Source organism: Culturomica sp., assembly GCF_003524185.1.
Taxonomy (GTDB): Bacteria; Bacteroidota; Bacteroidia; order Bacteroidales; family Marinifilaceae; genus Culturomica; species Culturomica massiliensis.
Map to the genome: position 1 here is coordinate 225,452 of NZ_DOED01000042.1, position 25,446 is coordinate 250,897.

19 protein-coding genes, 1 pseudogene and 1 riboswitch are annotated in these 25,446 nt (G+C 44.2%); of the genes and pseudogenes, 8 read left to right on the forward strand and 12 right to left on the reverse strand.

Annotation, left to right across the window (positions count from 1 at the left end; genetic code table 11):
* Nucleotides 1-53: 53 nt before the first annotated feature.
* The 4 genes and pseudogenes from DD657_RS14780 (at nt 54) to DD657_RS14795 (ending at nt 3,788) form a co-directional block, all read left to right on the forward strand.
* Nucleotides 54-575, forward strand: coding sequence for a hypothetical protein (locus DD657_RS14780; RefSeq protein WP_021988243.1), 522 nt, complete (start codon nt 54-56; stop codon nt 573-575).
* Nucleotides 565-963, forward strand: a complete 399-nt coding sequence (locus DD657_RS14785) for a phosphoribosyltransferase (RefSeq protein ID WP_068690597.1) — start codon at nt 565-567, stop codon at nt 961-963. Before DD657_RS14780 ends, DD657_RS14785 begins: the two co-directional genes overlap by 11 nt.
* 199 nt (nt 964-1,162) lie before the next feature.
* Nucleotides 1,163-2,104 (forward strand): annotated as a pseudogene (locus tag DD657_RS14790) (DUF362 domain-containing protein); the annotation flags it as partial.
* 169 nt (nt 2,105-2,273) lie between these two features.
* Nucleotides 2,274-3,788 (forward strand): 4Fe-4S binding protein, encoded by a 1,515-nt coding sequence (locus tag DD657_RS14795; RefSeq protein ID WP_273133340.1) that lies wholly within the window; start codon nt 2,274-2,276, stop codon nt 3,786-3,788.
* A gap of 76 nt (nt 3,789-3,864) precedes the next feature.
* Here DD657_RS14795 and DD657_RS14800 read toward each other — a convergent pair whose 3' ends face one another.
* The 11 genes from DD657_RS14800 to DD657_RS14850 all read right to left on the reverse strand — a co-directional run bounded on the left by DD657_RS14800 (nt 3,865) and on the right by DD657_RS14850 (nt 20,371).
* On the reverse strand, nt 3,865-6,048 hold the full coding sequence (locus DD657_RS14800) for a S46 family peptidase (RefSeq protein WP_287050661.1): 2,184 nt from the start codon (nt 6,046-6,048) through the stop codon (nt 3,865-3,867).
* A gap of 4 nt (nt 6,049-6,052) precedes the next feature.
* Nucleotides 6,053-8,005, reverse strand: a complete 1,953-nt coding sequence (locus DD657_RS14805; protein ID WP_287050664.1) for a 4Fe-4S binding protein — start codon at nt 8,003-8,005, stop codon at nt 6,053-6,055.
* A 194-nt stretch (nt 8,006-8,199) separates the two neighbouring features.
* Nucleotides 8,200-9,777, reverse strand: a complete 1,578-nt coding sequence (locus tag DD657_RS14810; RefSeq protein ID WP_021988249.1) for a DUF6850 family outer membrane beta-barrel protein — start codon at nt 9,775-9,777, stop codon at nt 8,200-8,202.
* A gap of 89 nt (nt 9,778-9,866) precedes the next feature.
* Nucleotides 9,867-11,048: a DUF4876 domain-containing protein gene (locus DD657_RS14815; RefSeq protein WP_287050667.1), complete on the reverse strand. Its 1,182-nt coding sequence runs from the start codon at nt 11,046-11,048 to the stop codon at nt 9,867-9,869.
* 23 nt (nt 11,049-11,071) lie between these two features.
* Entirely contained in the window at nt 11,072-13,906 is a 2,835-nt protein-coding gene (locus DD657_RS14820; RefSeq protein WP_021988251.1) for a TonB-dependent receptor, read from the reverse strand.
* A gap of 43 nt (nt 13,907-13,949) precedes the next feature.
* Nucleotides 13,950-14,246, reverse strand: a complete 297-nt coding sequence (locus DD657_RS14825; RefSeq protein ID WP_147379415.1) for a hypothetical protein — start codon at nt 14,244-14,246, stop codon at nt 13,950-13,952.
* Between the two features lie 118 nt (nt 14,247-14,364).
* The gene (locus tag DD657_RS14830; RefSeq protein WP_021988253.1) at nt 14,365-14,937 is read right to left on the reverse strand and encodes a hypothetical protein; all 573 of its coding nucleotides are present in this window, start codon (nt 14,935-14,937) and stop codon (nt 14,365-14,367) included.
* A 7-nt stretch (nt 14,938-14,944) separates the two neighbouring features.
* A complete protein-coding gene (locus tag DD657_RS14835; RefSeq protein ID WP_021988254.1) occupies nt 14,945-15,493 on the reverse strand; it encodes an RNA polymerase sigma factor in 549 nt (182 codons plus the stop codon).
* Nucleotides 15,494-15,627: 134 nt separating this feature from the next.
* Entirely contained in the window at nt 15,628-17,307 is a 1,680-nt protein-coding gene (locus tag DD657_RS14840) for a metallopeptidase TldD-related protein (RefSeq protein ID WP_118773245.1), read from the reverse strand.
* Between the two features lie 33 nt (nt 17,308-17,340).
* Nucleotides 17,341-19,026, reverse strand: a complete 1,686-nt coding sequence (locus tag DD657_RS14845; protein WP_021988256.1) for a TldD/PmbA family protein — start codon at nt 19,024-19,026, stop codon at nt 17,341-17,343.
* 91 nt (nt 19,027-19,117) lie between these two features.
* A complete protein-coding gene (locus tag DD657_RS14850) occupies nt 19,118-20,371 on the reverse strand; it encodes a Calx-beta domain-containing protein (protein ID WP_287050676.1) in 1,254 nt (417 codons plus the stop codon).
* A gap of 494 nt (nt 20,372-20,865) precedes the next feature.
* A riboswitch (FMN riboswitch) is annotated at nt 20,866-20,986 on the forward strand.
* An 84-nt stretch (nt 20,987-21,070) separates the two neighbouring features.
* On the opposite strand from DD657_RS14850, the gene ribD reads away from it, so the two are divergent.
* The 4 genes from ribD (at nt 21,071) to ribH (ending at nt 24,666) form a co-directional block, all read left to right on the forward strand.
* A complete protein-coding gene (gene ribD, locus DD657_RS14855) occupies nt 21,071-22,192 on the forward strand; it encodes a bifunctional diaminohydroxyphosphoribosylaminopyrimidine deaminase/5-amino-6-(5-phosphoribosylamino)uracil reductase RibD (protein WP_068692229.1) in 1,122 nt (373 codons plus the stop codon).
* Nucleotides 22,193-22,205: 13 nt separating this feature from the next.
* On the forward strand, nt 22,206-22,838 hold the full coding sequence (locus DD657_RS14860; protein ID WP_287050678.1) for a riboflavin synthase: 633 nt from the start codon (nt 22,206-22,208) through the stop codon (nt 22,836-22,838).
* Nucleotides 22,839-22,886: 48 nt separating this feature from the next.
* Entirely contained in the window at nt 22,887-24,119 is a 1,233-nt protein-coding gene (locus DD657_RS14865) for a bifunctional 3,4-dihydroxy-2-butanone-4-phosphate synthase/GTP cyclohydrolase II (protein WP_021988260.1), read from the forward strand.
* Nucleotides 24,120-24,204: 85 nt separating this feature from the next.
* Nucleotides 24,205-24,666: a 6,7-dimethyl-8-ribityllumazine synthase gene (gene ribH, locus DD657_RS14870; RefSeq protein WP_021988261.1), complete on the forward strand. Its 462-nt coding sequence runs from the start codon at nt 24,205-24,207 to the stop codon at nt 24,664-24,666.
* Nucleotides 24,667-24,738: 72 nt separating this feature from the next.
* On the opposite strand, the gene tpx is transcribed toward ribH, so the two are convergent.
* Nucleotides 24,739-25,236: a thiol peroxidase gene (tpx, locus tag DD657_RS14875; RefSeq protein WP_021988262.1), complete on the reverse strand. Its 498-nt coding sequence runs from the start codon at nt 25,234-25,236 to the stop codon at nt 24,739-24,741.
* Nucleotides 25,237-25,446 lie beyond the last annotated feature (210 nt).

Here is a 25,446-nt window from a genome sequence, read left to right on the forward strand (position 1 = left end):
AAAAATATCTTTGACTATCTTAAAATTTTATAGCGGAATTTAATTTGTGTATTATGGTTTCAGCGATTTTATTCAGACCGGTAAGCCTGGGCTTATCCAATGTACGTACCTATTTGTTCGGTGCTGCTTTTATTCTCGGTAATTTACTTTTACCTCAGTTGTGTCATTTTATTCCGGAGGGCGGAAAAATGTTGTTGCCGATTTATTTTTTTACATTGATCGGAGCTTATAAGTTCGGTATCCGGGTCGGATTATTGACGGCTATCTGTTCACCTCTGTTAAATTGTCTGTTATTCGGAATGCCTCCTGTTGCCGTCTTGCCCGTCTTGTTGATTAAATCCTCTTTATTGGCGATTGCAGCGGCGGCTGTTGCCGGTTATACCCATAAATTATCCCTTTTACACGTTGCGTTTGTGGTATTGGCTTATCAGTTAGCGGGGGGAGTTGCAGAATGGGGCTTGGCTGGGAATGTACAAGCTGCTATTCAGGATTTTACATTAGGTTTGCCGGGTATTTTGGTGCAGATAGCCGGAGGTTGGTTGGTCCTTAAACTTTTAGCAAAATATGAGTTCTAAAAGTTTTGCAGAAGTATTGGAGAAGATCCGTACCCTGGAGTTTAAAGAAGAGTTTGACATGATTGTGGCCATTGCCAATGGCGGTATTATTCCGGCGGCTTTGTTGAATCAGCGCTTGAATATCGATATACAGTTGCTGAAGCTGAATTTACGGGATGCCAGTCAAAGGCCGTTGTACGATAGCCCCCGTTTACTGGAAGAAATAAAGTTTGACGTAAGGGGGAAAAAAATATTGCTGGTAGAAGACCGGGTAAAGACGGGAATGACGTTGAACTATGCCAGGCAATTGCTGGCAGGGGCGGCTTTGGTGAAAACTTTTGCGGTAAACGGAAAAGCGGATTACTGTCTGTACGATGAAGCGTGTTTTCGTTTCCCCTGGATACTGTAGAATGCATTTTTAGACTTACGATGTTGATAGGATAAGTTGGGATAAAAATTATATGCGGGGCCGGACTCATTGTGTGATTTTTGATTTGCAGTTTTAGGCGGGGTCGGCTTTGTGTACAATTTGCAGTCTGGAATTTACAGTTTCAAATCAGGATCACGGGGTTTATAAAAAATTAATTTTTGATTCTTAATAGTATTATAATATGGATAGGCGAGAATTTTTGAAGGCTTTGGCTGTTGCCGGAGCTGCTGCGACGATAAAGATGAGCGGGCCTATGGAAGTATTGGCTCAAACGGTTCAAAACAGTATGACCGGTAGTAATTATGATTTAGTGGCGGTAATGGGGGGAGAACCGGTGGATATGTTCCGGAAAGCCATTTCCGAAATAGGTGGAATGGGACGGTTTGTGAAGGCGGGGCAGAAAGTTGTCGTAAAACCGAACATCGGTTGGGATAAGACTCCCGAGTTAGCCGGGAATACCAATCCGGATCTGGTTGCCGAGATTATCCGGCAATGCTTTACTGCGGGAGCCAAAGAAGTGGTTGTATTCGATCATACCTGTGACGATTGGCGTAAATGTTATAAGAATAGCGGTATAGAAGATGCGGCTACGGCTGCCGGTGCCAAGGTGGTTCCGGCGCACGAGGAAAGCTATTACCGGGAAATCGATTTACCCAGGGCTAAAAGCCTGAAAAAAGCGATGGTTCACAAAGCCCTTTTGGATAGTGATGTGTGGATTAATGTACCTATTTTGAAGAATCACGGTGGGGCCAAAATGACAATAGCCATGAAAAACCACATGGGTATCGTATGGGATCGGGGATATTTCCACAAAAATGACTTGCAACAATGTATTGCAGATATCTGTACGATGGATAAACCGGCGGTTTTGAATGTCGTAGATGCTTACCGGGTGATGAAGACCAACGGTCCCCGTGGTAAGTCGGCTGCCGATGTGGTGACACCCAAGGGGTTGTTCCTTTCTACCGATATTGTAGCGGTAGATACGGCTGCGACCAAATTTTTCAATCAGATCGAATCCATGCCGCTGGATGTTGTGGGGCATTTGTCGAAAGGTGAAGAATTAGAGGTCGGGACAATGGCCATCGATAAGCTGAAAGTGAAGAGAATAAAAATGTAGGATTGAAATTGTAGATTTACGATTTTAGATTGATTGTGTGAGGCTGATCCCGGATGGATATACGATCGGAATTCGGGATTGTTCGTTACCGGTTATTTCAGTATGGAATCCGGAATTTATAATTTAAAATCACTTTTTCGGATTTTGTAAGCATTTGATTGTTTGAGGTATGTTGCGAAAATTACGAATTGTTGTATCGTTGGTATTTTTTGTTCTGCTTACGTTCTGTTTTTTAGATTTTGCAGGCATTAGCGGGACAGAATCATTTCTACCCCGGATTCAGATCGTACCGGCCGTTCTTTCTTTGAGTGCCGGTATCCTGATTGTTTGGATCATATTGACTTTGTTATTGGGACGGGTTTATTGTTCTTCGGTATGTCCGATGGGGGTATTTCAGGATGTTATCGCCTGGTTATCCAGGCGGCAGAACAAAAGAAGAAAGTACGGCTATCGCCCGGCAAGAACAATTTTGCGTTGGTCGGTTGTAGGGATCGTTATTCTTGCTTTTTTAGTCGGTTTCACGTTCTTATTGAGTCTGACAGATCCGTACAGTGCTTACGGGAGGATGATTACAAATGTATTCAAACCTTTATATGTAGCTGGAAATAACGGATTGGCCTGGGTATTTACAAAATTCGGTAATTATACCTTCTATTATATCAACGTAACGATCTTAAGCTTGTTTGCTTTTATCGTAGGATTGGTAACTTTCGGCGTTGTGGGTATTTTGTCCTGGCGGTATGGCCGTATGTACTGCAATACCTTTTGTCCGGTGGGCACATTGCTCGGCTTTTTATCGAGGTATTCTTTATTTAAAGTGCATATAGATACGTCGAAATGTAACGGTTGCGGTTTGTGTGCTTTAAAATGTAAAGGTTCATGTATCGATAGCAAGGAACATTCGGTAGATTACAGTCGTTGTGTGGCTTGTTTCGATTGTCTGGAGAATTGCAGACAACAGGCGGTTTCCTTTACTGTAGGGAAAAAGAAAGCCGGCCGGCCGCAATCTGTAACAGACGAATCGAAACGACGTTTTCTGGCAACGACGGTCGCGACAGCCTTGGTCATACCGCAGGTAAAGGCCCGGGAGCATTTGGAAAATTTACAGCCTGCCCAAGCCTATAAGCGTGAATATCCCCTCTCACCTCCGGGGGCTGTCAGTGCGGAACATCTGTTGAAGCATTGTACGGCTTGTCATTTATGTGTTACCAAATGCCCTTCACACGTGTTGAAGCCGGCTTTTAAAGAGTATGGCTGGGGAGGGATGATGCAACCTATGATGTATTTTGAAGACGGTTTTTGTAATTTTGATTGTACCGTTTGTTCGGAGGTTTGTCCTAACGGAGCGATTTTACCTTTAACTGTCGAACAAAAACATGCGACCCAGGTAGGAAGAGTTATTTTTCTGATACAGAATTGTATTGTCAATACGGATAAAACGAGCTGCGGAGCTTGTTCGGAGCATTGTCCGACTCAGGCCGTAACAATGGTACCTTTCGAAGACGGTTTGACCATTCCGCATGTAAATCCGGATATTTGTGTCGGATGCGGAGGGTGTGAATACGTCTGTCCGGTACGGCCGTTCCGGGCGATTCATGTCGAAGGAAACCCGGTACATCTGGAAGCGAAGCCATTTAAAGAGTCCGAGCAGAAAGAGGTCGAACTGGATGATTTCGGCTTTTGAAAAGGTGATAGATATGAAGAGAGGAAGAAGTTCCCGGTAAAAAGGGTTCTTCTTCCTCATTATAGAAAGGGTTAGTTTAGGAATGAATGCTCAGTTCTTCCAGCAGATGGGAAGCCCCGGCATATTTGTCGATGATCCAGAGTATAAACCGGATATCTACACATACACATTTGTTGTAATTCGGATGGAAATAAAAGGCTCCTGCCATGGATTCCCAGTTTCCGTCGTATGCCAGACCGATAAGTTCTCCCCGGGCGTTCATTACCGGACTGCCGGAATTACCTCCGGTGATGTCCAGATTACAGAGAAATCCTGTGTGTAAACGTCCGTCTTTATCGGCATAATTTCCCCAGTCTCCTTGTTGGATAGCGCTCAGACAACTCGGGAGCAGGTCGAATTCGGAATCTCCTTTTTTGTATTTTTCCGTATATCCGACGATGGTGGAGCAATAGTCGTCGTAAATCCCGTCCCGGGGGGAGAAACCTCCGATTTGACCGTAAGTGATCCGCATGGTCGAATTGGCGTCCGGATAGTATGGAATACCCTGTTCCGTTCGCATTTCGATAAAAGCCTTGGTGTAAAGGGTGCGGTAAGTCGACAGTTCCTGTGCGTTTTTCTCAAGGGATTTTCTCCATTCGAAATCTCTCTCCAAAGTCGTATTCAGAATTTGGTAGATCGGGTCCTTGAAGATCGCCTTCTTGGTTACCCGGCGGGATAAGAATGCTTCGAGCCGATGCGGATCGGTCAGAACTGAACGGGCGTATATGTAATCGGTCAGTTTCGAGTAGTCTTTTTTGAATTTGCTGATAAGACCGGATACTTCGGCCGGTATTTTTTCCGGAGAAACATTTTCTGCATAGAGGCGGAGCATGGAAGCAAAAACCTGCCGGTCCGTTTTGCTGTCGAATGTTCGGAAAAATTCTTTTCCGTCTTTTTTCAATCCGATGATTTCCGGATCGTCAGCAGGTAGTTGTTGTTTTTTTGCAATTTCCATGCCTTTAGCCGTTCCGTAGAAACGGAAAAAGAGGTTGCGTACATACGGGCCATTCAGTAGGGTTTCGGTATAATAAGCTGTCGGTGCGACCTCCGGAATTCTTTCTGTGTAGATTTTTGCTAACTCGTCGAGTATATTTCCGTATTTTTCACGAAGTTCAGGCCTGCTATTGATCCAGGTTAAAAGTTTGGCTTCTTCCTGGCGTTGGCGGTCGATCACCCGGTAGCGCTGAAGGTATTCATTTTCTCCGATGGCATATTTCCAGTAATTGCTACAGGAGAAATATTCGGAAGCATAGCCTAATTGCATCCGGGAGTCGGCATCCATAGCTTTGCGCAGTATGTCCAGTTTGGCCTGCCGTGCCTGTATTACGGCGGGATTTTTCAGTTCCATTTTTTCTTTGATTCCCCAGGAAGGGGTGTAGCGGGTTGTAGAGCCTGGGTAGCCCAGGATCATCGCATAGTCGCCCGGTTGTATGCCTGCAATAGATAGTGTGAGGACTTTGCGGGGTTTTAGCGGAATATTGGCTATGTCGTATTTTGCCGGTTCTCCGTCGGGAGACGTATATACACGGTAAAGGGAAAAATCACCTTTGTGTTGTGGCCAGGTCCAGTTGTCGGTATCTCCTCCGAATGTCCCGAAACAGGAGGGAGGCGCGGCTACCAGGCGTATGTCTTTGTATATTTTGTAATAAAAGAGAAAATAGTTTTCTCCCCGTGCCATACAAACACAACTGGTTTCATATCCTTTTTTAGCGTATTTCTTTTCCAGCTGAAAATTAATTTTCCGGGACGTTAACGGGCGGTAACCTTTTTCCCAGGCCGGATTCTCCATCTTATCCAATTCTGCTTTGTACTCGTCCGTTATGTCGATGATCCGGTCGAGAAACATGACGGTTTTGCCCGGTACCGGTATTTCTTCCCGGTAGTTTTGGGCCCAGAATCCGTTTTTCAGGTAGTCGTGTTCCAGACTACTCAATTGTTGGATATCGTTATAAGCACAATGGTGATTGGTTATCAGCAGGCCGTTATGTGAAATGATGCTACCGGTACAACTCCCGTTGTCAAGGGCAACGATGGCATCTTTTAAGGAGGGGGCCGTTTCACTGTAAATGTCCTGGGCTGTCAGTTGCAGTCCTTGGGTCTTCATAACTTCGTAGTTGGTCCGGGCCATCAGGTTGACCAGCCACATGCCCTCATCCGCCCGTCCTGTCTGGAACAGGACGAGCAGGAGGAAGGACAATACGGATTTTATTCGGATAGTCATATCTTTATTTTATTTCTGCAGATTGAGAATCCGGGGACAGGGTTGTACCCGGCTGTTCAAAACTATAAGGAGCATTGATATCCTCTGTTGTCCCGTCGGAGTAATGGATTGTCCATTGCGGTTCCTGCAATATGTTCCATATATCTTCTTCCGTCGCAGCTTCTTTGGCATAGGTGATCCGGATGACCGGTACATCTATTTTCAATGCTGTTTCGAATCCGATAATTCCCGGTTTTACAGAGATGAAATTGGCAAAATAAGGGAGCATATTCTGATACATCGGTAAATCCAGTTGCGGGAACTCTATTTCATATACGGCTGTTTCTTTTCCTTTGTAAGTTTCGTCGGCTTGTTTAAATGTCGTTCCGGATTTTGGAAACATTTCCTGTAAAAATTCCAGTCGTCCGATGGTATCCACTTTTTCAGAAAGAGATATCAACCGGTAATCACATTTGATTTTCTGAACGGTTCCTCCGTGTTGCGGCATGTCGTATTCCGGGGTTTCCACAATTGATTTTAGTTCCTTTTTGTCAATTTGTTTATTGATATCCATATACAATTTGATACGAACAGGACAGTCGTATTCGGAAACAATGCCGTAGAAACCTCCGTGGCTGCGTATGATATTTCCCAGATAAACAATGTCCATCCTGTCGAAAAGATTTTCAACGCCTAATGTGATGATTTTCAATTTATCGATTTCGGCCGGTGGGGTCTCGAGTTTACGCTTTATAGGGGTAAACATGGCTTTTTCAACTTCTTCCTGAGTTGTTTCCTGAGGATCGTAATACACTTGAACTGCGAAACGGTTGACATAGGTCGTTACTCCGTAAACGCCCGGTACGTGTTGCATTTTAGCCGAGAAAGCTTTTGAACTGCCGTAACATTTTACTGTTCGCATTCCTTCTTTTTCAAACATAACGAGGTGTTTGGAGGTATCACCCCAACGTTCGCTTATTGTCGGCAATTCCCAATGGCTGCTTGTCCAGATACTGAAAAAGAAGAGTACAACAACCAGTACGGCAGGTATCCAACGGAAGGCGGTTTTACCGTTGACACTAAGTGCCTGTTGATGGCAGGAAGCGATACATTCTCCGCAAAGTGTACAGTCGACGTCTTTTATTACTTTGCTTTTCGTCAGGTTAATGGCATGCGGGCATTTTTTTGTACATACTCCACAATGATTACATTTTTCGTTATCACGTACAATATTCAGAAGCGGGAAGGTTTTGCTCTTGTGCAGAATGATTTCATAAAAATAAGTGATAATACTTGTAATACCCAATGCCCAAATGACAGAGATATGAACTACGCCGGTGTAATTCAGCAATACGGTAAGTAATAATATCGCGATAAACGTAAGTGTAAATTTGAATATGATACTCAAGGCTCCCAGCGGGCATATGTATTTACACCAGAACATCCGGATCGTCAGATTACCGACCACGAGGAGAAGAAGGGAAATAACGGACATCCATACTGTGATTTCACCTTGAAATCCGGTGGCTACCGCATAGTAAGGGTCAAAGTTCTTACAGAACAGTTCACTGCTGGCTAATGTCATGTAGAATATCCAGAAAAGCAATATGTATTTGACAATTCTTAATGCTCTGTCAGCAACAGATGCGGTTGGGATTGTGTGATTGATCTTCATTTTCCGTCCCCATTTACCCAACCATTCGGAAACGGTCCCTAACGGGCAGACATAACCGCAGAAAAGCCGGCTGAATAATATGACACATACGGCGAGCATGACACCCATCGTAATTTGAATGACCGACATACTGCAAGCCAGGGTTTCTGTATTCAGATAGGTCGCCAATGATTCTAATCCTCCGAAAGGACAATAACTTTCCACATTGGCCGGGGCTCCTCCGAAGAATACTTTCAAGATAAATCCTGCAATGAGAGCGATAACGCCAAGTTGCAGAACATGTTTCCAACTATTTTTTTTCATGATATTTTATTTAGGTGTTTGTATTTTATGTAAGCTGAAATGATGAATAACACATTTTGATACCCTATATTCAAAATAAAAACCAATGTTTTAATTGTAAATTTTAGATTAAAAGAATCTGATCATGAATCGGGTTGTCGGATAATTTAAAATTTACAGTTTTAGACCAGGCTTTAAATCAGTCAACGGGCTTGTCAGAAAGCAAATCCGATGAGGGCCTGTATGTTTGTTCTGGTTTTGTCTTGAAATTCGCCGTTCAGTGAACGGTTATATATAAACCTGGCATCTCCGTATAAATTCATACCTTTGGCTTTATTGAGGAAACGGGTGTAGCGGATATTAAGTCCTCCCCTGAAACGATCGGAAGTAAGGTATTCGAATTCCCGGGTCAGTAAATCGTCACGCCTTTTGTATTGGTCGTTATCCGGGATTTCACCTGTCGCTTCCGTTTTTGTTTCGAGCCGTTTTCCGTCTCCGATGGTATAAGCCAAATCTATCCGGCAATCGAACATGCCTTTATGGCGTAGAAAGTTTTTGTTAAAAGAGAGATAGCCTTCGTAATTTTCCAGTTCCTGGGTAAATTTAGCCGGGTATAGCCTGTACCCTCTTTTGACGGAGAATCCTCTGGCTCCTATACGGGCATCCCAGGAGCTGTTATAGGCTGTACGGTTTCTGAAAAGCTGATAGTAAACATCAGCATTGACGACATCGGTATACGCTTTATTTTTGATGCCGTATTGTACCCACACTTCATTTTGATCGATGATTTCTACTTGCTGAATGTTTTCGTACATCAGGCAATTGGATGTCCGGAGGGCGAGTGAAAGGTAATGATCGTATTTTTTACCGTTTATATGTAAAAGTCCGTTATAGTCGTATATTCTTTCTTTTATTTCTCCGCTTTTTTCATTGGTAAAACCGCTGGGAAAGCTTTCCTGTTTGCGTTGGCTGAAAGAGAATTCATTGAAAAAACTGAATTTTTTGCTGAATATTTCGGCTTGTACAGATCCTCCGTAGGTTTCTTGCTGATAGTCGCGCTCGATGCTGCCGCCTCCGTCTGTCATAATATAGGATTTGTAATGCCAAAGGCCTTCGAATTCGAATATCTCATGTATTTTACCCGAGCCGATGACCTTGACATCGACTAGTTCGGTCATTTTCTGGTAAATCATGTTGGCTCCGATACGTAACGGACCGGTTTGAAACATAATACCCGGATAGAGATTGAGGTTCATGTAAGTATTTTGATTACGGGCATCTTTGTGTTTGGCATTACTTGTCGTTTCATAACCGATCTTCGCACCTATGGCAAAATGTTTTCCCAACGGATAACCTACGCCTCCGTCGATGCGGTATACTTCCATTGTTTGTTCCCCGGGAACGCTGTCGGCCAGATAAATGGGCGTGTTATAAGTAGAGAGCACATTGGTCCAACCCATATTCTTACGAATATTATAATCGAATGAAAATTTTCCATAAAAATAAACTTTATTCAATTGTAAAATCGATTCTGTGAGTAAGCTCATGCGGTTGAAACTGCTGGGATCCTGTACATTTCTGAATTTGCCGTTCTCGTATTGCCAACTGCCTTCCACGACGGAAAACCGGTCAGATCTGTTCGTCGTGAGACCGGCGGCATTGTGTGATGTGATCCACGGATTGTTCGCTTTGAGACGTTCCATCCGGTAGTAATTCTTTTCCTGTCCCAGGGTATTTGCAGTGAATGCAAGTATAATTCCCAGGCTGAACAGATATATTTTAGAATTTTTCATTTGTGCTGTTATTTAGTGAAACCATGGGTTTCATTCGTAATCTAGTCATGTTTCCCGGTTGCGTTTCCGGTTATAAATGCATTGCCTGTTTATTTGTTTCTCAAGCTGGCCGGCAGGACTTCGACGTCTTCCGAAGAATTGTTGCTATCCATATAAATGATTTGTCCGTTGTCTGCCGTTTTTTCAACCTTACGTTGTACAGAAAGACCGGAATATAGTTTTTCCTGACAGACGAATCCTGCATCTACATTGGATGTCAGTCGTTTGTATACAGCGGATTTGCTTTGAATACATTCGATACCGTCTACAACCCATTCTTTATCTATCATCAGATGATAGAGACCGGTATGGGTAACGGGATCCTGCATCAGATGGCTGGCATCGGAAGCATAGTCGGTGGCGTTGCCCGGAATTTTAAACATAATCATTGCCGGTCCGCCGTTAGGCACCAGTCCGTAAGCTTCTCCCGGACCTTTCCAGATCAGGTTCAATGAAATAACTCCGGGGGCTGGGGCTTCCTGCATGGAGAGGTTTACATTGTAGAATGCAAATTTTACGTGAGACAGATCGATGGATTCCGTATGTCTGGCTTTGTGGTTGACTGCATTAACTGCAATAACGACCTCTTCTCCCGGTTGGAGCGGATAATCCGTTCCGCTACCGGGTATTTGCCAGGCCATCATGGCTACGGGCAGCAAATCCATCAATGTGCCGTCCGGTTTGACGAAGTTACTTTTGCTGGCGCTGGTAATCGGTGCGACAAATCCGAGGCAGATACTGTCCAGGTAAGCTATTTGTTCGGAGTTGTTGTAAATAGCCAGGTAATTGTCATTGCTGTATGTAATGCCGTCATCCGTCATACATCCTCCGAAATAAATTTCCCGGATAATCAGATTCGATTTCAAAGCATAGGTCAGGGGTACGGTGTAAAAATCGTTTATGTCTTCCCGGCCGGGAGCCAATACGATATCGCTGTATCTTCCGTTGAAAACGTAAGTGTTGTACTCCTCTGTCAATTGATATTGTACGATGGCATCGTAAAAGCCGTATTCGACGTCCAGATTTGCTATGCCTTCTTCATTCGTCACAGACGTGTAGTAACGTCCGGAGGCAGTGTTATACAGCTTGACGGGGATACCGCTTCGGGAGATATGTTGGAAGTCTTCCGGGAATTCGATCCCAATACGGATTTGGGTGTCGATTTTCTCTTCTTTCAGGCATCCTGTACATAAAAATAAGGTCAGGATACTAAAAATATAATATGTTTTCATGTTCGTCTGCTTTAAAGTGTGTATTAAAATTTCAGGCTGATCTCTGCACCGAAGAAAATTCCGGAGTTCATTCTGACATCCATACCGTTGGCTTTTAAATAGCGTTTCGGCCGGGCATTGGTGAAATTGTTAGCGTAGAATGAGAGTGAAGCATAGTTCCCGATTTCTTTGGTCAGACGCATATTCAGCATAAAATAGGGACTGGGATCATTTTCTGCAAATGTACTGGCCCTGTTTTTGAGTATCATTTTCTGGAATAAGGGGTCATTGGCCTCTTTGTCGGTGAAAAGATGAACCATGCCGTAGGTGTCCATATAAGCAACCGGATTGACACATTTCAGGTATTTCATGTCTTTGCCCGGATCACCGAAAACATAATTTCCGTCGTCATCCTGCATGTATACCATGTTGATCCCGCGGTATTTGTTAAATACCTGGTTTTTGTCCATCCATACGCATTGACCGGATAAGGTGACGATCAACCGCAATTGCGGGATATGGGTAATGAGGCGTATATTGGTGTTCAGGCGCTGCATTTTTGTGCCGTTGCTACTGCCATTGCCTCCGGCGTAGATGCCCATGTAAGGGTAAGGTTTGCCGTCGACCATGTCGCTTACATAACCTGTTTGCAATACATCGTTGTGTTCTTTTTGATTGAAATAAGCCCCGTCTATAATAACAGAAGTTTGGAGCGGATTGATTTTTCCGAAATCCAGGTTGTATTCGATCCCCCATTTATTGATGGTCATACCGTTTCCGGGGAGTCTGTAACCTAAAAAGGTATTGATCGTCTGATACCCTACCGGAGTACCGCCTACTGTTACCTCTCCGTTTGTGTATTCCGGCCGTCCCATCATCGGGTCGTAATTATACTGTCTGTAGTTGGAGGGACGGGCCGTACTTTCCCATGTAAATGCGTGGGTCAATTTCTCTTTAAAATAGGTAAAATTTCCGGTTATACCGAATGCTTTCAGGTCCAGTCCGATTTCCATGTTACGACTGGAGGGGAGTTTCAGGTTCGGGTTTTCCGTTTTTTGCACATCGGTGGTGATCACCGTCAAATTATAGTTATTGGCATCATCGTTGTAATTAAAGCTGATATGATCGGAATATACCGGATCGGGGTATAAGTGGGCCAGGGTCGGCATTTTGGTAAGGATACCCCAGCCGCCCCGGACACTCAGATATTGTATACCTTCCCGGTTATAATTACGGTCGATCAGCGTCAATTTAGCATTGAAGCGGGGGTCGACGGTGATGTCGTAATCGGCAGCTTTAGTGGCAATATTGGTCAGGCGTACGCCGGCAGAAAATTGAAATGATATTTCTTCGCTGAACGGAAGGATGACTTTATCTTCTGCAAATCCGGTGTATTCGTGAATGAACGGAATGTCTTTAAAAGGCCGGGGACGCAGGTTCTGGGCCGGCGGATAATGTGAGTCGAATGTCTTGCCGTCGCCCCGGTTCCCCTTGGTGGTCCATTCCGCTCCGAGCATAAAATTATTGTATATTTTACCGTACTTCCCGGTTACATTGGCCGTTAATTTGGCTTGTGCATAAATCGGAATACCTTCGATCCTCAAGTCACTGAAATATTCGTAAGGCAGTAATACGCCCAGATGTTCTCCCGGTTCTTTCGCATTGGTATTAGGCAGTTTGACAGCAGAATGCCACTCTTTGTTTCTGTTGTATTGACGTCCATAAGAGCCGGAGGCACTGTATTCCAGACTGGTAAGCCAAGGCTTTTTCACCATCCAGTTACCGAAAAAATTCAATCCTATTTTGTTGTCTTCGGATTTGGTCAATTCGTCTAAAGACTGGTCCGGATCTTTTTTCACTTTATCCATCGTTATGCTACCGTTCAGTTTGGCGTTAAAACTGACAGCACGGCCCTTGGTGTTGAAGATATTGGAGTAACCGATCTGTAGCGTACCTCTGCCGTAGGAGCGGGAGGGGGTACGTATGTCACTCAATGCCTTGGCATAATCGGCATCGAAGTTTAAAAATCCTTTGTTCGGACCTAAAGCAAACCCTTTACTCAGGGAGGCTTGTTTCAGGTGTGGGTCTGTTTTAAAACGGGCTTCCCAGGGGGCTTTCCCCGCTTTCGTCTTGACAATGACGGCACCGGAGTTCAGGTCTCCGTATTCTGCAGAGGCGACTCCTCTGATGACTTCTATGGATTCGATGTTGTCTACCGGAATTTGCCGGGCATCGACTCCTGTGCCGCTGGTAGAGGAAGAGGCCGGATTACCGCCCGATACCATCTGCATGTTGGCGTCGTTGGAAATTTTTGCTCCGTCGACAATAATGGAGGTACCCAGCGAGATGGCACTGTTCGTACCCGAGATGTCCCGGATCGTAACTTTGGCGACACTTGTCAGTTGGGGGTTTTTTGTCAGGGAACCGGGCAATAATTGCATAGCATCCTGAATATTGGCTGCTTGTAAGTGTTCCAGGGCTGTCTTGCTGATGTTGGACGTACTGTTCATTTTTCTGGCATCGGTGGCCGTTACGGTCACTTCATCCAATGCCAGTGACTGTGCCTGGAGCTTTAGCTGGTATTTGGATATGTTCTGGCGTATGATGATTCTGACGGAATACTCCTCGAAGCCCAGACATTTGGCTTCCAGCGTATATTCTCCTCCGGCGATGTCTTTGAGGATAAAATTCCCGTCGACATCGGAGGTTGTCCAAAGGGATAATTCTTTGACCAAAATCGTCACATAAGGTATGGTTTCTCCGGTTTTGGCATCGATGACCGTCCCCGAAAGCGTGAACTTGCTGGATTGGGCCTGTAAGGATAACGGTCCCGGTAACAAGATCACCAAGATGAATAAGAAAATGTTCCTTAAATTCATGATTTTATGGATTAGCGGTTAGTAGTTTTAGGGTTATGTCAGTTTAAAAAATGGTACAATCCACTTTTTCTATGACCATATCGTCCAGGTAGTAGCGGTTGATCCAGGCTTCCTTTTGAGATATTTTCAATTCCGATTCCTGTATGTGATTCTGTAGATTCAGCATGATCAATCCCAGCAGTATTCCAGCTGCCACACTCATCCAGATATGCTTTTTATGGAAAAAACGTTCTGTTTTGCGGGATTGGATATGTATTCTCAATTTTTTCAGCACATTGTCGTAAAATTCATCACTGACGGATGTAATTTTATCTTTTTCGATTATTTTTTCCCACGCCATAACATTGTATATTTTCAATTGCACCATTTTTACACACAATCGGAAACATTTATACCTGACCAGAGATCGTTCCCGTTTTAATATTCACACCTTGTCAGAACAAACACGCCTGAAATATTCAGTGTTGTCCCAGTTGTTCCCTCATCTTAGCCTCTGCTTCGTGATCGTAGGGAAAGAATACCGGATAACGCTCGTTTTTTTGAGTTACAGAACATTTTTCTTTACAGAACGGACAATAATGGTCCATATCCAGCATTTGTCTGAAAATGTCGTTCAGACGGCCCGTTTGTTCCGGAGTACAAGTTTTTTTGATGTTCATAAGGTGTTCAATCGTTTGCTTTTTTAAAGCCCGGTGAAGGAAGCCGATCATTTCTGCCAGACTGTCCATTTGTATTTCAGAAGGATACGGCTTAGCCAATTCATTTAATAAGCGATAACGATTTTGACACAATAGTTTCAATACGATTTGATATTTATACTGGATTTCCCGATCGGCGTCCATCAACAGTTGGAATTGTCCGTCTGTAAATCCCAGTTCGTTTTTGATGAACTCATTTGAAAGTTCGGTCTCGCTTCTTGTCGGGATTTCATCTTTGCCTGCCGGAAACAGGAAAATGAAAAAAGTGACATTTACCGTTAACAGAATGATATTGGCCCAGTAGATTAGCTGTTTTTTAAATTCTATTTTCATAGCCGTTTTATTTTAGTCTTTTGAAAATTTTTTCCAGATTATTTTTTGCTCTGAAAAGGAGCGATTCTACGGATGAAACCGAAATGCCCATTACATCGGCGATTTGTTGATAGGATAAATTTTCATATTTACTTAAAATTAAAGCTGTGCGTTGTCTCTTTGGCAGGCTGTCGACAGCCTGGTGGAGCAATGTTTTCGTTTCGTCTTCAGCCAGGTGTTCCCAAGCCAACGGATCTTCTGAAGAGGGTTCTGTTTTAAGATTCCATTCTTCTACATTTATTTTTTTTATGCGTCCCCGCAATGATTTGCGATAATCGATACATAGATTGACAGCTATCCGATGAAGCCATGTTGACACACTGCATTCTCCCCGAAATTTTCCGATGGATTGGTAAAATGATATAAACACTTCTTGCGCAAGATCTTCGGCATCCTCCCGATTGTGGACGAATGCATAACAGGTATTGACAATTTTGGCCTTGTACTTGTTTACAAGTTCTTTGAAAGCCTTTTCGTCACCTTCCCTAATTGCTTTAAGGTTTCTGTCTTCGTCCATCTATCTCCGCCTTTCCAAAATATATACCCATAGTTAATAATATTGCCAACGGAAGTTCCGGATGTGTTTACTTATTGCATCTGTCAACCTGGCAAGGATACTGCAAAGTTCCCGGCTTTGCAGTATCCCGTGATTCATTTATCCACCTTTTCGCTCAAGGGGAATTGCAGAACCGGAGCACTTTCTTTGGTGACCGTCGTTTTATTGATTTCAACATCCTCCACCAATAGAGCCGACGGGTAAATCATCGAAGTCAGTACATAGTCGTCCAGCATAAATTCGGTGACTTTTTCCTTTGCCGAAATGCCAGCCAAACGTCTCAGATTTTTCAGTTCGACTGAAGAAATATCAGCGGAACGCATCAGCGTTTCTTTTCCGTCTTTGACATCGACTCTGTAGATGACGGATGCTGTCGGATCAATGCTCCGTACAATATATGCATACGATAAACCGTCTTCTTTGGCTATTTTTATCAATTGTTTTTTCAGCATTTCGGGTTTCGCTCCTTTGTCTGCCGAGATATGAAGGGTGCCGGGAGCTGTTGTATATAGTATTTCCCTCGGATAGGCATAATATTTAGAACTTCCGGTTGTCTCTTCACAATTCAGTCCCGGTACGCGTCCGTTGAGCATTTTTTTGAAGATACCATGTTCCACTAAGGTCAGTTCTTTCGGAGGAATAACTCCTTCAGCATCGATACTGTACGCTCCGTAAAGAGGTTTTCCATTGTATTGATCCAGATCACTATAACTCTTTACCGTAATTCTGTTGTCGATAATTTTCATATTGATCCGGGAATTGATGGGTTTTACCTTGTTCTGGACCGCTGTGAACCGGTCTTCCGGTTTCCGGTAAGCAAAAAGTCCGTTTTGGGTCAATAGATTTTTTTGAAGGATAGCAGCAGCAGCTCCGTCCTCGAATAGTACCGGACCGCAATAGAATTGAGTTACCGGCTCTGCATTCCGGAGTTTCGTCAGGCTTTCAGCAAATTCGGTAATTTTGATTTTTAATTCGTTCATATCCGGCAATTGCTCAGGAATATTGGCAATAGCGGAATAGCTGTCCTTGATCTGAATGCCATCGTCCGTACGGGTAGAAGCTTCTGCTTGTAGGCAGATGTAACGGACCGGTTGTTTCACCCGGGTACCTTCAGTTGTGGAAAGATAAACCTCCATATCCATTCCTTTGATTGTTACGGACGAATTGTACAATTCCGGATATTTACCGAAGATAGACGACAGGGTACGTAAATTGGCTTTCCATTGTTCTTCATTTACCACAAAAGGTTTTTCAGGAACGATGATTTTCTCTACCGGCTGTATTTTTACCAGATCGGTTAAACGGGCTTCTTCCGGCGTGCTGATTTCTTTTTGGCGTGCTGTCAGTTTGGCTGCCAGTTCTTTGGAAGCGTCTTTGAATGCGACGTCGGTTCCCAGCCATAAGCATTGGCGGATCAGATCGTAGTCGGCTTCGGCCGGCATGATCGTTCTTTTGTATCTGCCTTGGTATTTGCTGTCGCTGGTGCGTGTATAGTCACCCAATAATACGTTTACAGATCCGATCATTTGCTCGGGTTGGTTGTTGATTTTGGTGATAGCCCCGAGCACTCCTTGCATTTCATATTGACGGATCGCTCCGATGGAATAGGAGATAAAGAACGGTTTTTCTACGTCCGGCAGCGAAAGCTGATCCAGATTTCGCTTCAGTTCATCCTGCATCGCTTTAAAGATAATCTGATCGTTCCTGTGCTGGGCATGTGAAGGAATGATGAAAAGCAGCAGTACCAGAAATAATATATATCGTGTATTTTTCATTGCGAATAAGTTTATGAGTTTTTGTCAGAACGGTTATTTGAGCGGTTTCTCCAGGATAGGAGGTAAGTCTGCGGATTTATCCTGCTTTTGCATTTCTACTTTTTTGACCAGGATGGTGGGGGAGGTTGCCGTAACCGGAACTCCACCCGAGTCGGCTCCACAGGTCCCGGTAAATACCTGAGATTCTCCGCCTGCATGTATAATGTTGGAGAACATCGACAGCGGTGTTCCGATCAGGTCTACTCCTCTGACCAGGCGATCCGGGCGCCCGTCGACATATATTTCGTATACTTCTACCGGGATAACATTAAATGAATTGGCCATCATCCTGCCGGTCATTGTAAATCCTCCGGTCACCTCTTTGAAAAAATACCCGTATTCTTTTCCTTGTGCTTTGGCTTCGGCAATAAGCATACGGCGCAGTTCTGCCTCGCTTTTCGGATCTTTGGTTTCTACAATCAGATTCGATTGTCTGGAAGTCGGGTCATAACCGAGTGCGGCCCGGGCATGTCCGTTGGAACGGGGATGTCCGTCCAAAGGGGTACGGGTCATTAAAAACTCATTCAGTTTTCCGTCGACAACAACATCTACACGTTGGGCTTTTACTCCCTGGTCGTCATATTTGTAATGTCCGTTCAATTTTTCTCCGGCGTATTCTTTCAATGTCGGGTCTGCATATACCTGCATGTCGGCAGGCAATACCGGTTTACCGACCATGGTTTTGAATGTTTGGGCATCGTCTTCTTCCTTCATGCGCTGGCCTTCGATGCGGTGACCGAATATTTCGTGGAAAAATACACCCCCCGATGCTCCGGAGAGAATCGCCGGGCCCGTGTAAGGTTCTACAATGGGAGCTTCTCTCAGTTCCAATAATTTTTTGACCAATTGTTGTGTCTCGGCTATGATCTGTTCATTGGAAGGAAGATCTTCCGGACGATAGGCAAAATATGAGAGCGATAAGGGGAGTTTCATACCGTCGTCGGCTTTGGTCATGCCGCTTACCAGTATTCTGGCCCGGGTTTGATTTTGGACGACAGCCGTACCGTCCGTATCGATGAAATAGATGCGTTTGACGATGTATTGCAGATAGGCTTCTCCTTCCAAGAGCTTGGGTTGATTCTGGAAAACGGCCGAGATTTCTTTCAGTCGTTTAATCCAGGCTTCCCGGTTGATGTGTAATTGGGCGTCCGGAAGCGGTTCTTCGTAATAAGTTTCTATCGGAGCCTCACTGAAACAGGGAGATTTATCGTCTTCTTCAACGTTGATCTTCATACTGGCTTTGGCTTGCTGGTACATTTCTACGGCAAATTTGTAACGGCTGTTGACTTCTTGCCAGATCGCCTGACGAATTGCATTCTCATTGTTGTTTTCGTCCAATGGTAAAACGGCATAGGAGGGACCTTCCCAAAAGGTGATCTTACATCCCATTGCTCTTTTTTTGAAGTTGTCGAATTCTTTACTTCCGATACGAATCTGGGGAACCAGCGTACGCTCGTGCTTGTAAGTGTCGTCCATTAATACACCGAAAGCCGTTGTAATCCGGGTAGCATATTCGTCAACCATCCGGTAATTCATGTAATAGGGGGGAAGTTCTTGCTGCTGTAATTCCTGCATCTGGTGGGATATTTCCCGTTTGAGCAGATCAAGTAGCCTATCCTGTCCGGATACTCCGGGGGTACACAGGATAAAAAATAGTATTCCTGTAATAAAGTTGCGCATATTTTTGATCTTTTAAAAGTGGTTTTTATTTCGATTCGGTAAAAGGTGGCAGATAAAGAAGTAAATTCTTTATCTGCCTGGCTGTTTTCGGCTATTCACGCCTAAAATTGAAAACGAGGGGATAAAAATCTTTCATCGGATAGAGCAGATCATCTCCGCTCAGACTGTTCAACATATCTTGGTAAGAAGCTGTTAAGAAATCTGTCGGCTCGTAGTCGATGATTCTGACTTCCAATATATTTTTTGAATCATCCGGGAAACGGAAGCCGATCATAACCGGACGTTCACTGGTGTGAGCGGCGGAGAAATTTACATTGGCTTTTCCCAGCGTGGCATAAGTTATCGTAGCATCCAGCCAATCTTGTTCCATCAACATTTCAGGAACTTCTTTCAAGAAACTGACACTTGTACTCCTGAAATATTCAGCCAGGTCTCCGGTCAGATTGATGGCTAAGGAGTCACTCTCTTCCGAGATAAAACGTAACGTACCGGCAGAGGATTCGTTATCGGGTAAATGAACCAGGTCTTCAGGATAGCTTACCCACCAGGCAAAAAGGTCCAGACTTATAAATTGGTTGGCATAGGTCCAGGTGCCTATCATATCCGATAAGATGTTGGGCTGTACGATCCGCACCGTTATCGTACCGGTGGTACTGGTGTGGACACCGCTGTTTTCGATGACACTCAATTGTATCAGATCGTAATTTTCCACTGCATTTTGGTAGTTAAGCGTAATTGTGGCTTCATCTTTGCCTGCCGGTATGACAAATTCGCTGACATTATTTTCGATTGTGTAATGCGTACCGGCTTCTGCCGTTCCTTCAATTTTAAACGGAATGTGCAGATCTCCGGTAGCAGACCAGGGATTCCCTTCATCATCCGTAACTTTAAGTTTGATGACACGCGAAGTATACAGATCGGTTGTCGCTCTGGTAAAGTTGCAGATTACCGATTTCCGTGCTTCTACGGCGACAGTGGCAGTAGTGTGCCCTTGTAATTCAAAGCCATTTACCGGATTCAGGGAAAGGATAATATCCCGGTCTTTTGCATAGTTTTCTTTTGGCGTAATCCGAATGCGTGCGCTCCGGGTGGCGGGTAAGAAAACGAATTCTTTGTCTGAGATGGTATAGTCCTCATCTTCTACGGCAGAACCGGAAAGCCGGAAAGGTACGGCTGTCAGACCTCCCATATTTTCAGAAGCGTTTAGCACGATTTCCAACGGAGTGTCTGCTTTCAGTATATACGTCGGATTTTCCAGGGATAACGTGATGACGTTGTCTTCATCGTCGTCACAGGCAACCAAAAGGCCGATTGCCAGTAGCATGAACAGATACATTTTTTTCATAGTCGCACGTTTTAGTAATTATACACCTTGAGTAGTAGCTAGTAGGTCGTTTGTTTCAGACATTTAAAATTTGTCCTTTATATGAATAGACGATAAAAAAATAAAAACTTGCGCTAAAAAATGTTATTTTATTTTTGAGACCGGGAAATTTGGTGATATAAAGTTGTGTATGTATTTGATACGTAGATATTTGTATGTGTGGTTGAATTTTGAATTAAAATAGTAAAAAGATTTGTAACGTTGCAAATGTGGTTGAAAATTTGATTCAGTATTGGAATTCAAGGTTGTTGGGCAAGAAGTGATGGAGGTTTTGTTGACCGGGCTGCTGAATGGTAAATCAAAATTCCGGGTTTGTATTGTTCCGGTAAAACCAGGTACCGGATTTTAAATTAGAATGGCAAACAGCGGCAGAGGGTGGTCCGGACCTGTAAATTTAAAATTTATATAACGGATTTGCTTATTCTTTTGAAAATGTTTATTTTTGCTTGTGATAAATATTTCTTCGGGGCAGGGTGTGATTCCCTACCGGCGGTGACAGTCCGCGACTCCCTTTTAAGGGACTGAATCGGTGAAATTCCGGTACCGACGGTAAAGTCCGGATGATAGAAGGAATAGGAAGGTATATGTATATATCTTTGATTTTAATATAGTATCATGCCCCGGATTTATATCCGGGGTATTTTTTTTGAAAATCAGGACATGGAAAACAAGCAATTTACAGAGGCTGACAGGCAATTTATGCTGCGGGCGATGGAGTTGGCTGAAAGAGGAAAAGGTTTTGTCAATCCCAACCCTCTGGTCGGGGCTTTGATTGTTCGTGGAGACCGGATTATCGGTGAAGGTTGGCATGAATATTACGGGGGCTTGCACGCAGAGAGGAATGCGTTTAAAAATTGTATCGAAGATCCGAGAGGAGCTACTCTGTATGTGACATTGGAGCCTTGTTGTCATCACGGGAAAACGCCTCCCTGTGTGGATGCTGTGATTGAACAGGGGATCGCCCGGGTTGTGGTCGGTTTGGAAGATCCGAATCCTTTGGTGGCAGGTAAAGGATTGGAAAAACTGGTGAATGCCGGAATAGAAGTTGTTACCGGGGTTGAGGAGGAGGCTTTACGTGAGCAAAACCGGGTGTTTTTGAAGTATATTGCAACCGGACTGCCTTGGGTTGCCCTGAAAACGGCTATGACTTTGGATGGTAAGATTGCTGCCTTTACCGGCGATGCCAGGTGGGTGACCGGCGACGACGCGCGGCTCCGGGTACATCGGATGCGTTCTGAGTATATGGGGATTATGGTCGGATCGGGTACAGTGAAAACTGATGATCCGCTTTTGAATTGCCGTTTGGAAGGCGAACACAGACAACCGGTACGTATTGTTGTGGATAGTAAGGCTTCGGTTGCTTTCGATTCGCAGGTCGTCCGGACGGCCCGGGTCTTTCCGCTACTGGTGGCTCATACTGTTCAGGCAGATGAGGAACAATTGGAAATGATACAGGAGGCCGGAGGCGGAACTTTATTGTGTGAAGAAAAAGACGGTCGTGTAGATATTACAGATTTATTGAAAAAACTAGGCGCAAGGGGGATTGATTCTGTTTTGCTGGAAGGTGGAGGCGAGTTGAATTACACCTTTGTAAAAGCAGGAGTGATAGATGAGGTATATGCTTTTATCGCTCCGAAAATTGTGGGAGGAAAAACGGCTAAAACTCCGGTAGAAGGAGAGGGATTTAAGCGGATGGGAGAAGCGTTGGAATTGAGTCCTTTTGCCGTGGAAGCGATAGGCAGGGATATTTTATTGATGGCCCGGCCGATTGTAAAACATTAGATTTTGACATGGTATGTTTACAGGAATAATAGAGGAAATCGGTAAGATAAAAAGTATTACCCGTAGCAGCCGTAGTGTTGCCCTGGAAATACAGGCAAAAAAAGTACTGGAAGATACAAAGGCGGGCGACAGTATTGCAACCAATGGAGTATGCCTGACGGTGACTTCGCTGACCGGCGGGGGATTTCGGGCGGATGTAATGCCGGAGACCATGCGACGGAGTAATCTGGGGACTTTAAAGCCGGGGGACCGGGTAAATCTGGAACGGGCACTTTGTTTGAGCAGCCGTTTGGGAGGACATATTGTAGCCGGACATGTGGATGGAACTGGACGGATTACAGATATACAACGGGACGATATTGCCGTTTGGATTACGATATCGGCCGATGCGCAATTGTTGAGATATATGATCGAGAAAGGTTCGATAACGGTAGATGGGGTTAGTCTGACGATCGCTTACGTCGATGAAGCGGTATTTCGGGTATCGGTTATTCCCCATACCCAGGAGGAAACCACATTAACGGGAAAGCACACCGGAGATATTGTCAATTTGGAGAACGATATGATTGCCCGTTATGTGGAGAAACTGATGGGCAAGGAAAACAAGGGGTTATCCCTGGAGTTTTTGCAGGCGAATGGATTTTAAGAAACAAGCTTATAGGTCGATAAATAAAACAAATAAAAATATAATGATATGGAAGAGATTAAGTTTAGTACAATAGAAGAAGCTGTCGCCGATTTAAAGGCCGGGAAGATGATTGTGGCTGTAGATGACCCCGACAGGGAAAATGAGGGGGATTTGATATGTGCGGCAGAATTCGCTACCTTGGAAAATGTCAATTTTATGGCTTCGTATGCAAAAGGGTTGATATGTATGCCTATGGGGCGGGCATTGACGGAGAAGCTGAATCTGCAACAGATGGTAGCAAACAATACGGATAACCATGCGACGGCTTTTACCGTGTCTATCGATCATATCTCGACGACAACGGGGATTTCGGCTCTGGAACGCTCCGTTACGGCAATGAAATGTGTAGAAGACGATGCAAAACCTTCCGACTTCCGTCGTCCGGGGCATATGTTTCCGTTGGAAGCCAAGCCGGGAGGTGTTTTGGAGCGGATGGGGCATACGGAAGCGACCGTCGACCTGATGCGGATTGCCGGCTTAAAGGAGTGCGGTTTGTGTTGCGAAATTATGCGGGAAGACGGAACGATGATGCGTACCACCGAATTATTGGCGTTTGCCCGGGAACACGGTCTGAAAGTAATAACGGTGGCTGACCTGATTGCCTATCGCCGGAAAACGGAAATTCTGGTAGAAAGGGTAACGGAGGCCGAAATGCCTACAAAATACGGTATTTTTAAAGCGTACGGATATGTGAATAAGATCAATGGAGAACACCATGTCGCTTTGGTGAAGGGAGATGTGGCCGACGGAGAGCCGGTATTATGCCGGGTACATTCGGAATGTCTGACGGGGGATGCTTTCGGTTCGTTGCGTTGTGATTGCGGAGAACAACTGGCGGAAGCTTTACGGAGAATAGAAAAGAATGGCCGGGGTGTATTGCTGTATTTGCGTCAGGAAGGCCGGGGAATCGGTTTGATAAATAAATTAAGGGCTTATCATTTGCAGGACGGAGGTATGGATACAGTAGAAGCGAATCTGGCTCTCGGGTTTAAGGCTGATTTGCGGGAATACGGTACAGGTGCGGAAATTTTGGCCGATTTAGGCGTGAAGAAAATGATACTTATGACCAATAATCCTTTGAAGATAAGAGGATTGGATGGATACGGACTGGAAGTGGTCGGACGGGAACCGATAGAAATGACCTGTAATGAAAAAAATGAGTTTTATATGTATACCAAATACAAAAAAATGGGGCATATATTGCATGTGAAAGGGGATTGGAAAAAGGCTGAGAAATAGAGGTTTCAGACTGATTTTCAAATAACTGGCATGTAATGTGTTGATTGATAATGAAATAATAAAAAAACTTATAAATTTTGGTACTATGAATGTTTTGGAAGGAAAATTATTGGCGGAAGGACAGCGTATAGGAATTGTCGCCGGCCGTTTTAATGAATTTATTACCAGTAAATTACTGGGAGGTGCAATCGACGCCTTTGTACGTCACGGCGGATGTGAAAAAGATATTACCTTGGCCTGGGTACCGGGAGCTTTCGAAATTCCTCTGACAGCGCAGAAAATGGTGGAAAGCGGAAAATACGATGCCGTTATTTGCCTGGGAGCGGTTATCCGGGGAGCGACACCTCATTTCGATATGGTGGCCAATGAAGCGACGAAAGGAGTGGCGCAGGTCGGATTGCGTACCGGTGTACCGGTGATTTTCGGTATTCTGACGACGGATTCGATTGAGCAGGCCGTAGAAAGGGCCGGAACAAAAGCCGGAAACAAAGGTTTTGAAGCAGTGGCTACAGCTATTGAAATGATCAATTTATTGAAGCAAATTTAAGTTTATAAAGCCGGATATAAAAAAAGTTGCCGCGACACAGCCGTGGCAACTTTTTTATCGGAGAAAAATGAATTATATTTTTTTCAATGCTTCCATAGCTTTGTCATAATCCGGTTCGTGCGTGATTTCCGGAACATATTCTACGTATTTGACTTTCCGGTCTTTACCGACGATAACGATCCCCCGCGACAACAACCGGAGTTCTTCAATCAAAAAGCCGTATTTTTTACCGAAATCGACATCTTTGTAATCGGACAAGGTAACCACTCTGTCGATGCCTTCGGCTGCGCAATAGCGGTGAAGGGCAAAAGGCAGGTCGCATGAGATGGCGATAATAACGATATCATTACTCAGTTCCGTTGCGATTTTATTGAACCGGTGCATCTGTGCCGAGCATACCGGCGTATCTATAGAAGGGAATACAGATATAACCACCTTCTTGTCTTTGAACTGATCCAGGCTGACGGGTTTTAAACCTTGGTCGGCAGCCGTGAATACCGGAGCTGTTTCTCCTACTTTAATCGGTTGGCCCGCAAGTGTCAGCGGGTTTCCATGCATTGTAATTTTCATGTCTTTTTTATTGGTTTTACGTTAGTATAAAAGAAATGTTTTGCTTTTTTAATAAATCAAAAGAATCTTCCGAATTGTATTGTCAAAATGCAGGATATTCTGATCATTTATTGAGCAATAAATTTATACAAAATTTGAATGATTATCAAGCGATGATTCTGTCTTAAATTAAAGAAACCGGGTCGTATTGAACTGAACCCCGAAAGTTAG

Bases quoted from the DNA above. Each gene is read 5' to 3' on its own strand.
- DD657_RS14780 (WP_021988243.1), top strand. From the start codon at position 54: ATGGTTTCAGCGATTTTATTCAGACCGGTAAGCCTGGGCTTATCCAAT.
- DD657_RS14785 (WP_068690597.1), top strand. From the start codon at position 565: ATGAGTTCTAAAAGTTTTGCAGAAGTATTGGAGAAGATCCGTACCCTG.
- DD657_RS14795 (WP_273133340.1), top strand. From the start codon at position 2,274: ATGTTGCGAAAATTACGAATTGTTGTATCGTTGGTATTTTTTGTTCTG.
- DD657_RS14800 (WP_287050661.1), bottom strand. From the start codon at position 6,048: ATGACTATCCGAATAAAATCCGTATTGTCCTTCCTCCTGCTCGTCCTG.
- DD657_RS14805 (WP_287050664.1), bottom strand. From the start codon at position 8,005: ATGAAAAAAAATAGTTGGAAACATGTTCTGCAACTTGGCGTTATCGCT.
- DD657_RS14810 (WP_021988249.1), bottom strand. From the start codon at position 9,777: ATGAAAAATTCTAAAATATATCTGTTCAGCCTGGGAATTATACTTGCA.
- DD657_RS14815 (WP_287050667.1), bottom strand. From the start codon at position 11,048: ATGAAAACATATTATATTTTTAGTATCCTGACCTTATTTTTATGTACA.
- DD657_RS14820 (WP_021988251.1), bottom strand. From the start codon at position 13,906: ATGAATTTAAGGAACATTTTCTTATTCATCTTGGTGATCTTGTTACCG.
- DD657_RS14825 (WP_147379415.1), bottom strand. From the start codon at position 14,246: ATGGCGTGGGAAAAAATAATCGAAAAAGATAAAATTACATCCGTCAGT.
- DD657_RS14830 (WP_021988253.1), bottom strand. From the start codon at position 14,937: ATGAAAATAGAATTTAAAAAACAGCTAATCTACTGGGCCAATATCATT.
- DD657_RS14835 (WP_021988254.1), bottom strand. From the start codon at position 15,493: ATGGACGAAGACAGAAACCTTAAAGCAATTAGGGAAGGTGACGAAAAG.
- DD657_RS14840 (WP_118773245.1), bottom strand. From the start codon at position 17,307: ATGAAAAATACACGATATATATTATTTCTGGTACTGCTGCTTTTCATC.
- DD657_RS14845 (WP_021988256.1), bottom strand. From the start codon at position 19,026: ATGCGCAACTTTATTACAGGAATACTATTTTTTATCCTGTGTACCCCC.
- DD657_RS14850 (WP_287050676.1), bottom strand. From the start codon at position 20,371: ATGAAAAAAATGTATCTGTTCATGCTACTGGCAATCGGCCTTTTGGTT.
- ribD (WP_068692229.1), top strand. From the start codon at position 21,071: ATGGAAAACAAGCAATTTACAGAGGCTGACAGGCAATTTATGCTGCGG.
- DD657_RS14860 (WP_287050678.1), top strand. From the start codon at position 22,206: ATGTTTACAGGAATAATAGAGGAAATCGGTAAGATAAAAAGTATTACC.
- DD657_RS14865 (WP_021988260.1), top strand. From the start codon at position 22,887: ATGGAAGAGATTAAGTTTAGTACAATAGAAGAAGCTGTCGCCGATTTA.
- ribH (WP_021988261.1), top strand. From the start codon at position 24,205: ATGAATGTTTTGGAAGGAAAATTATTGGCGGAAGGACAGCGTATAGGA.
- tpx (WP_021988262.1), bottom strand. From the start codon at position 25,236: ATGAAAATTACAATGCATGGAAACCCGCTGACACTTGCGGGCCAACCG.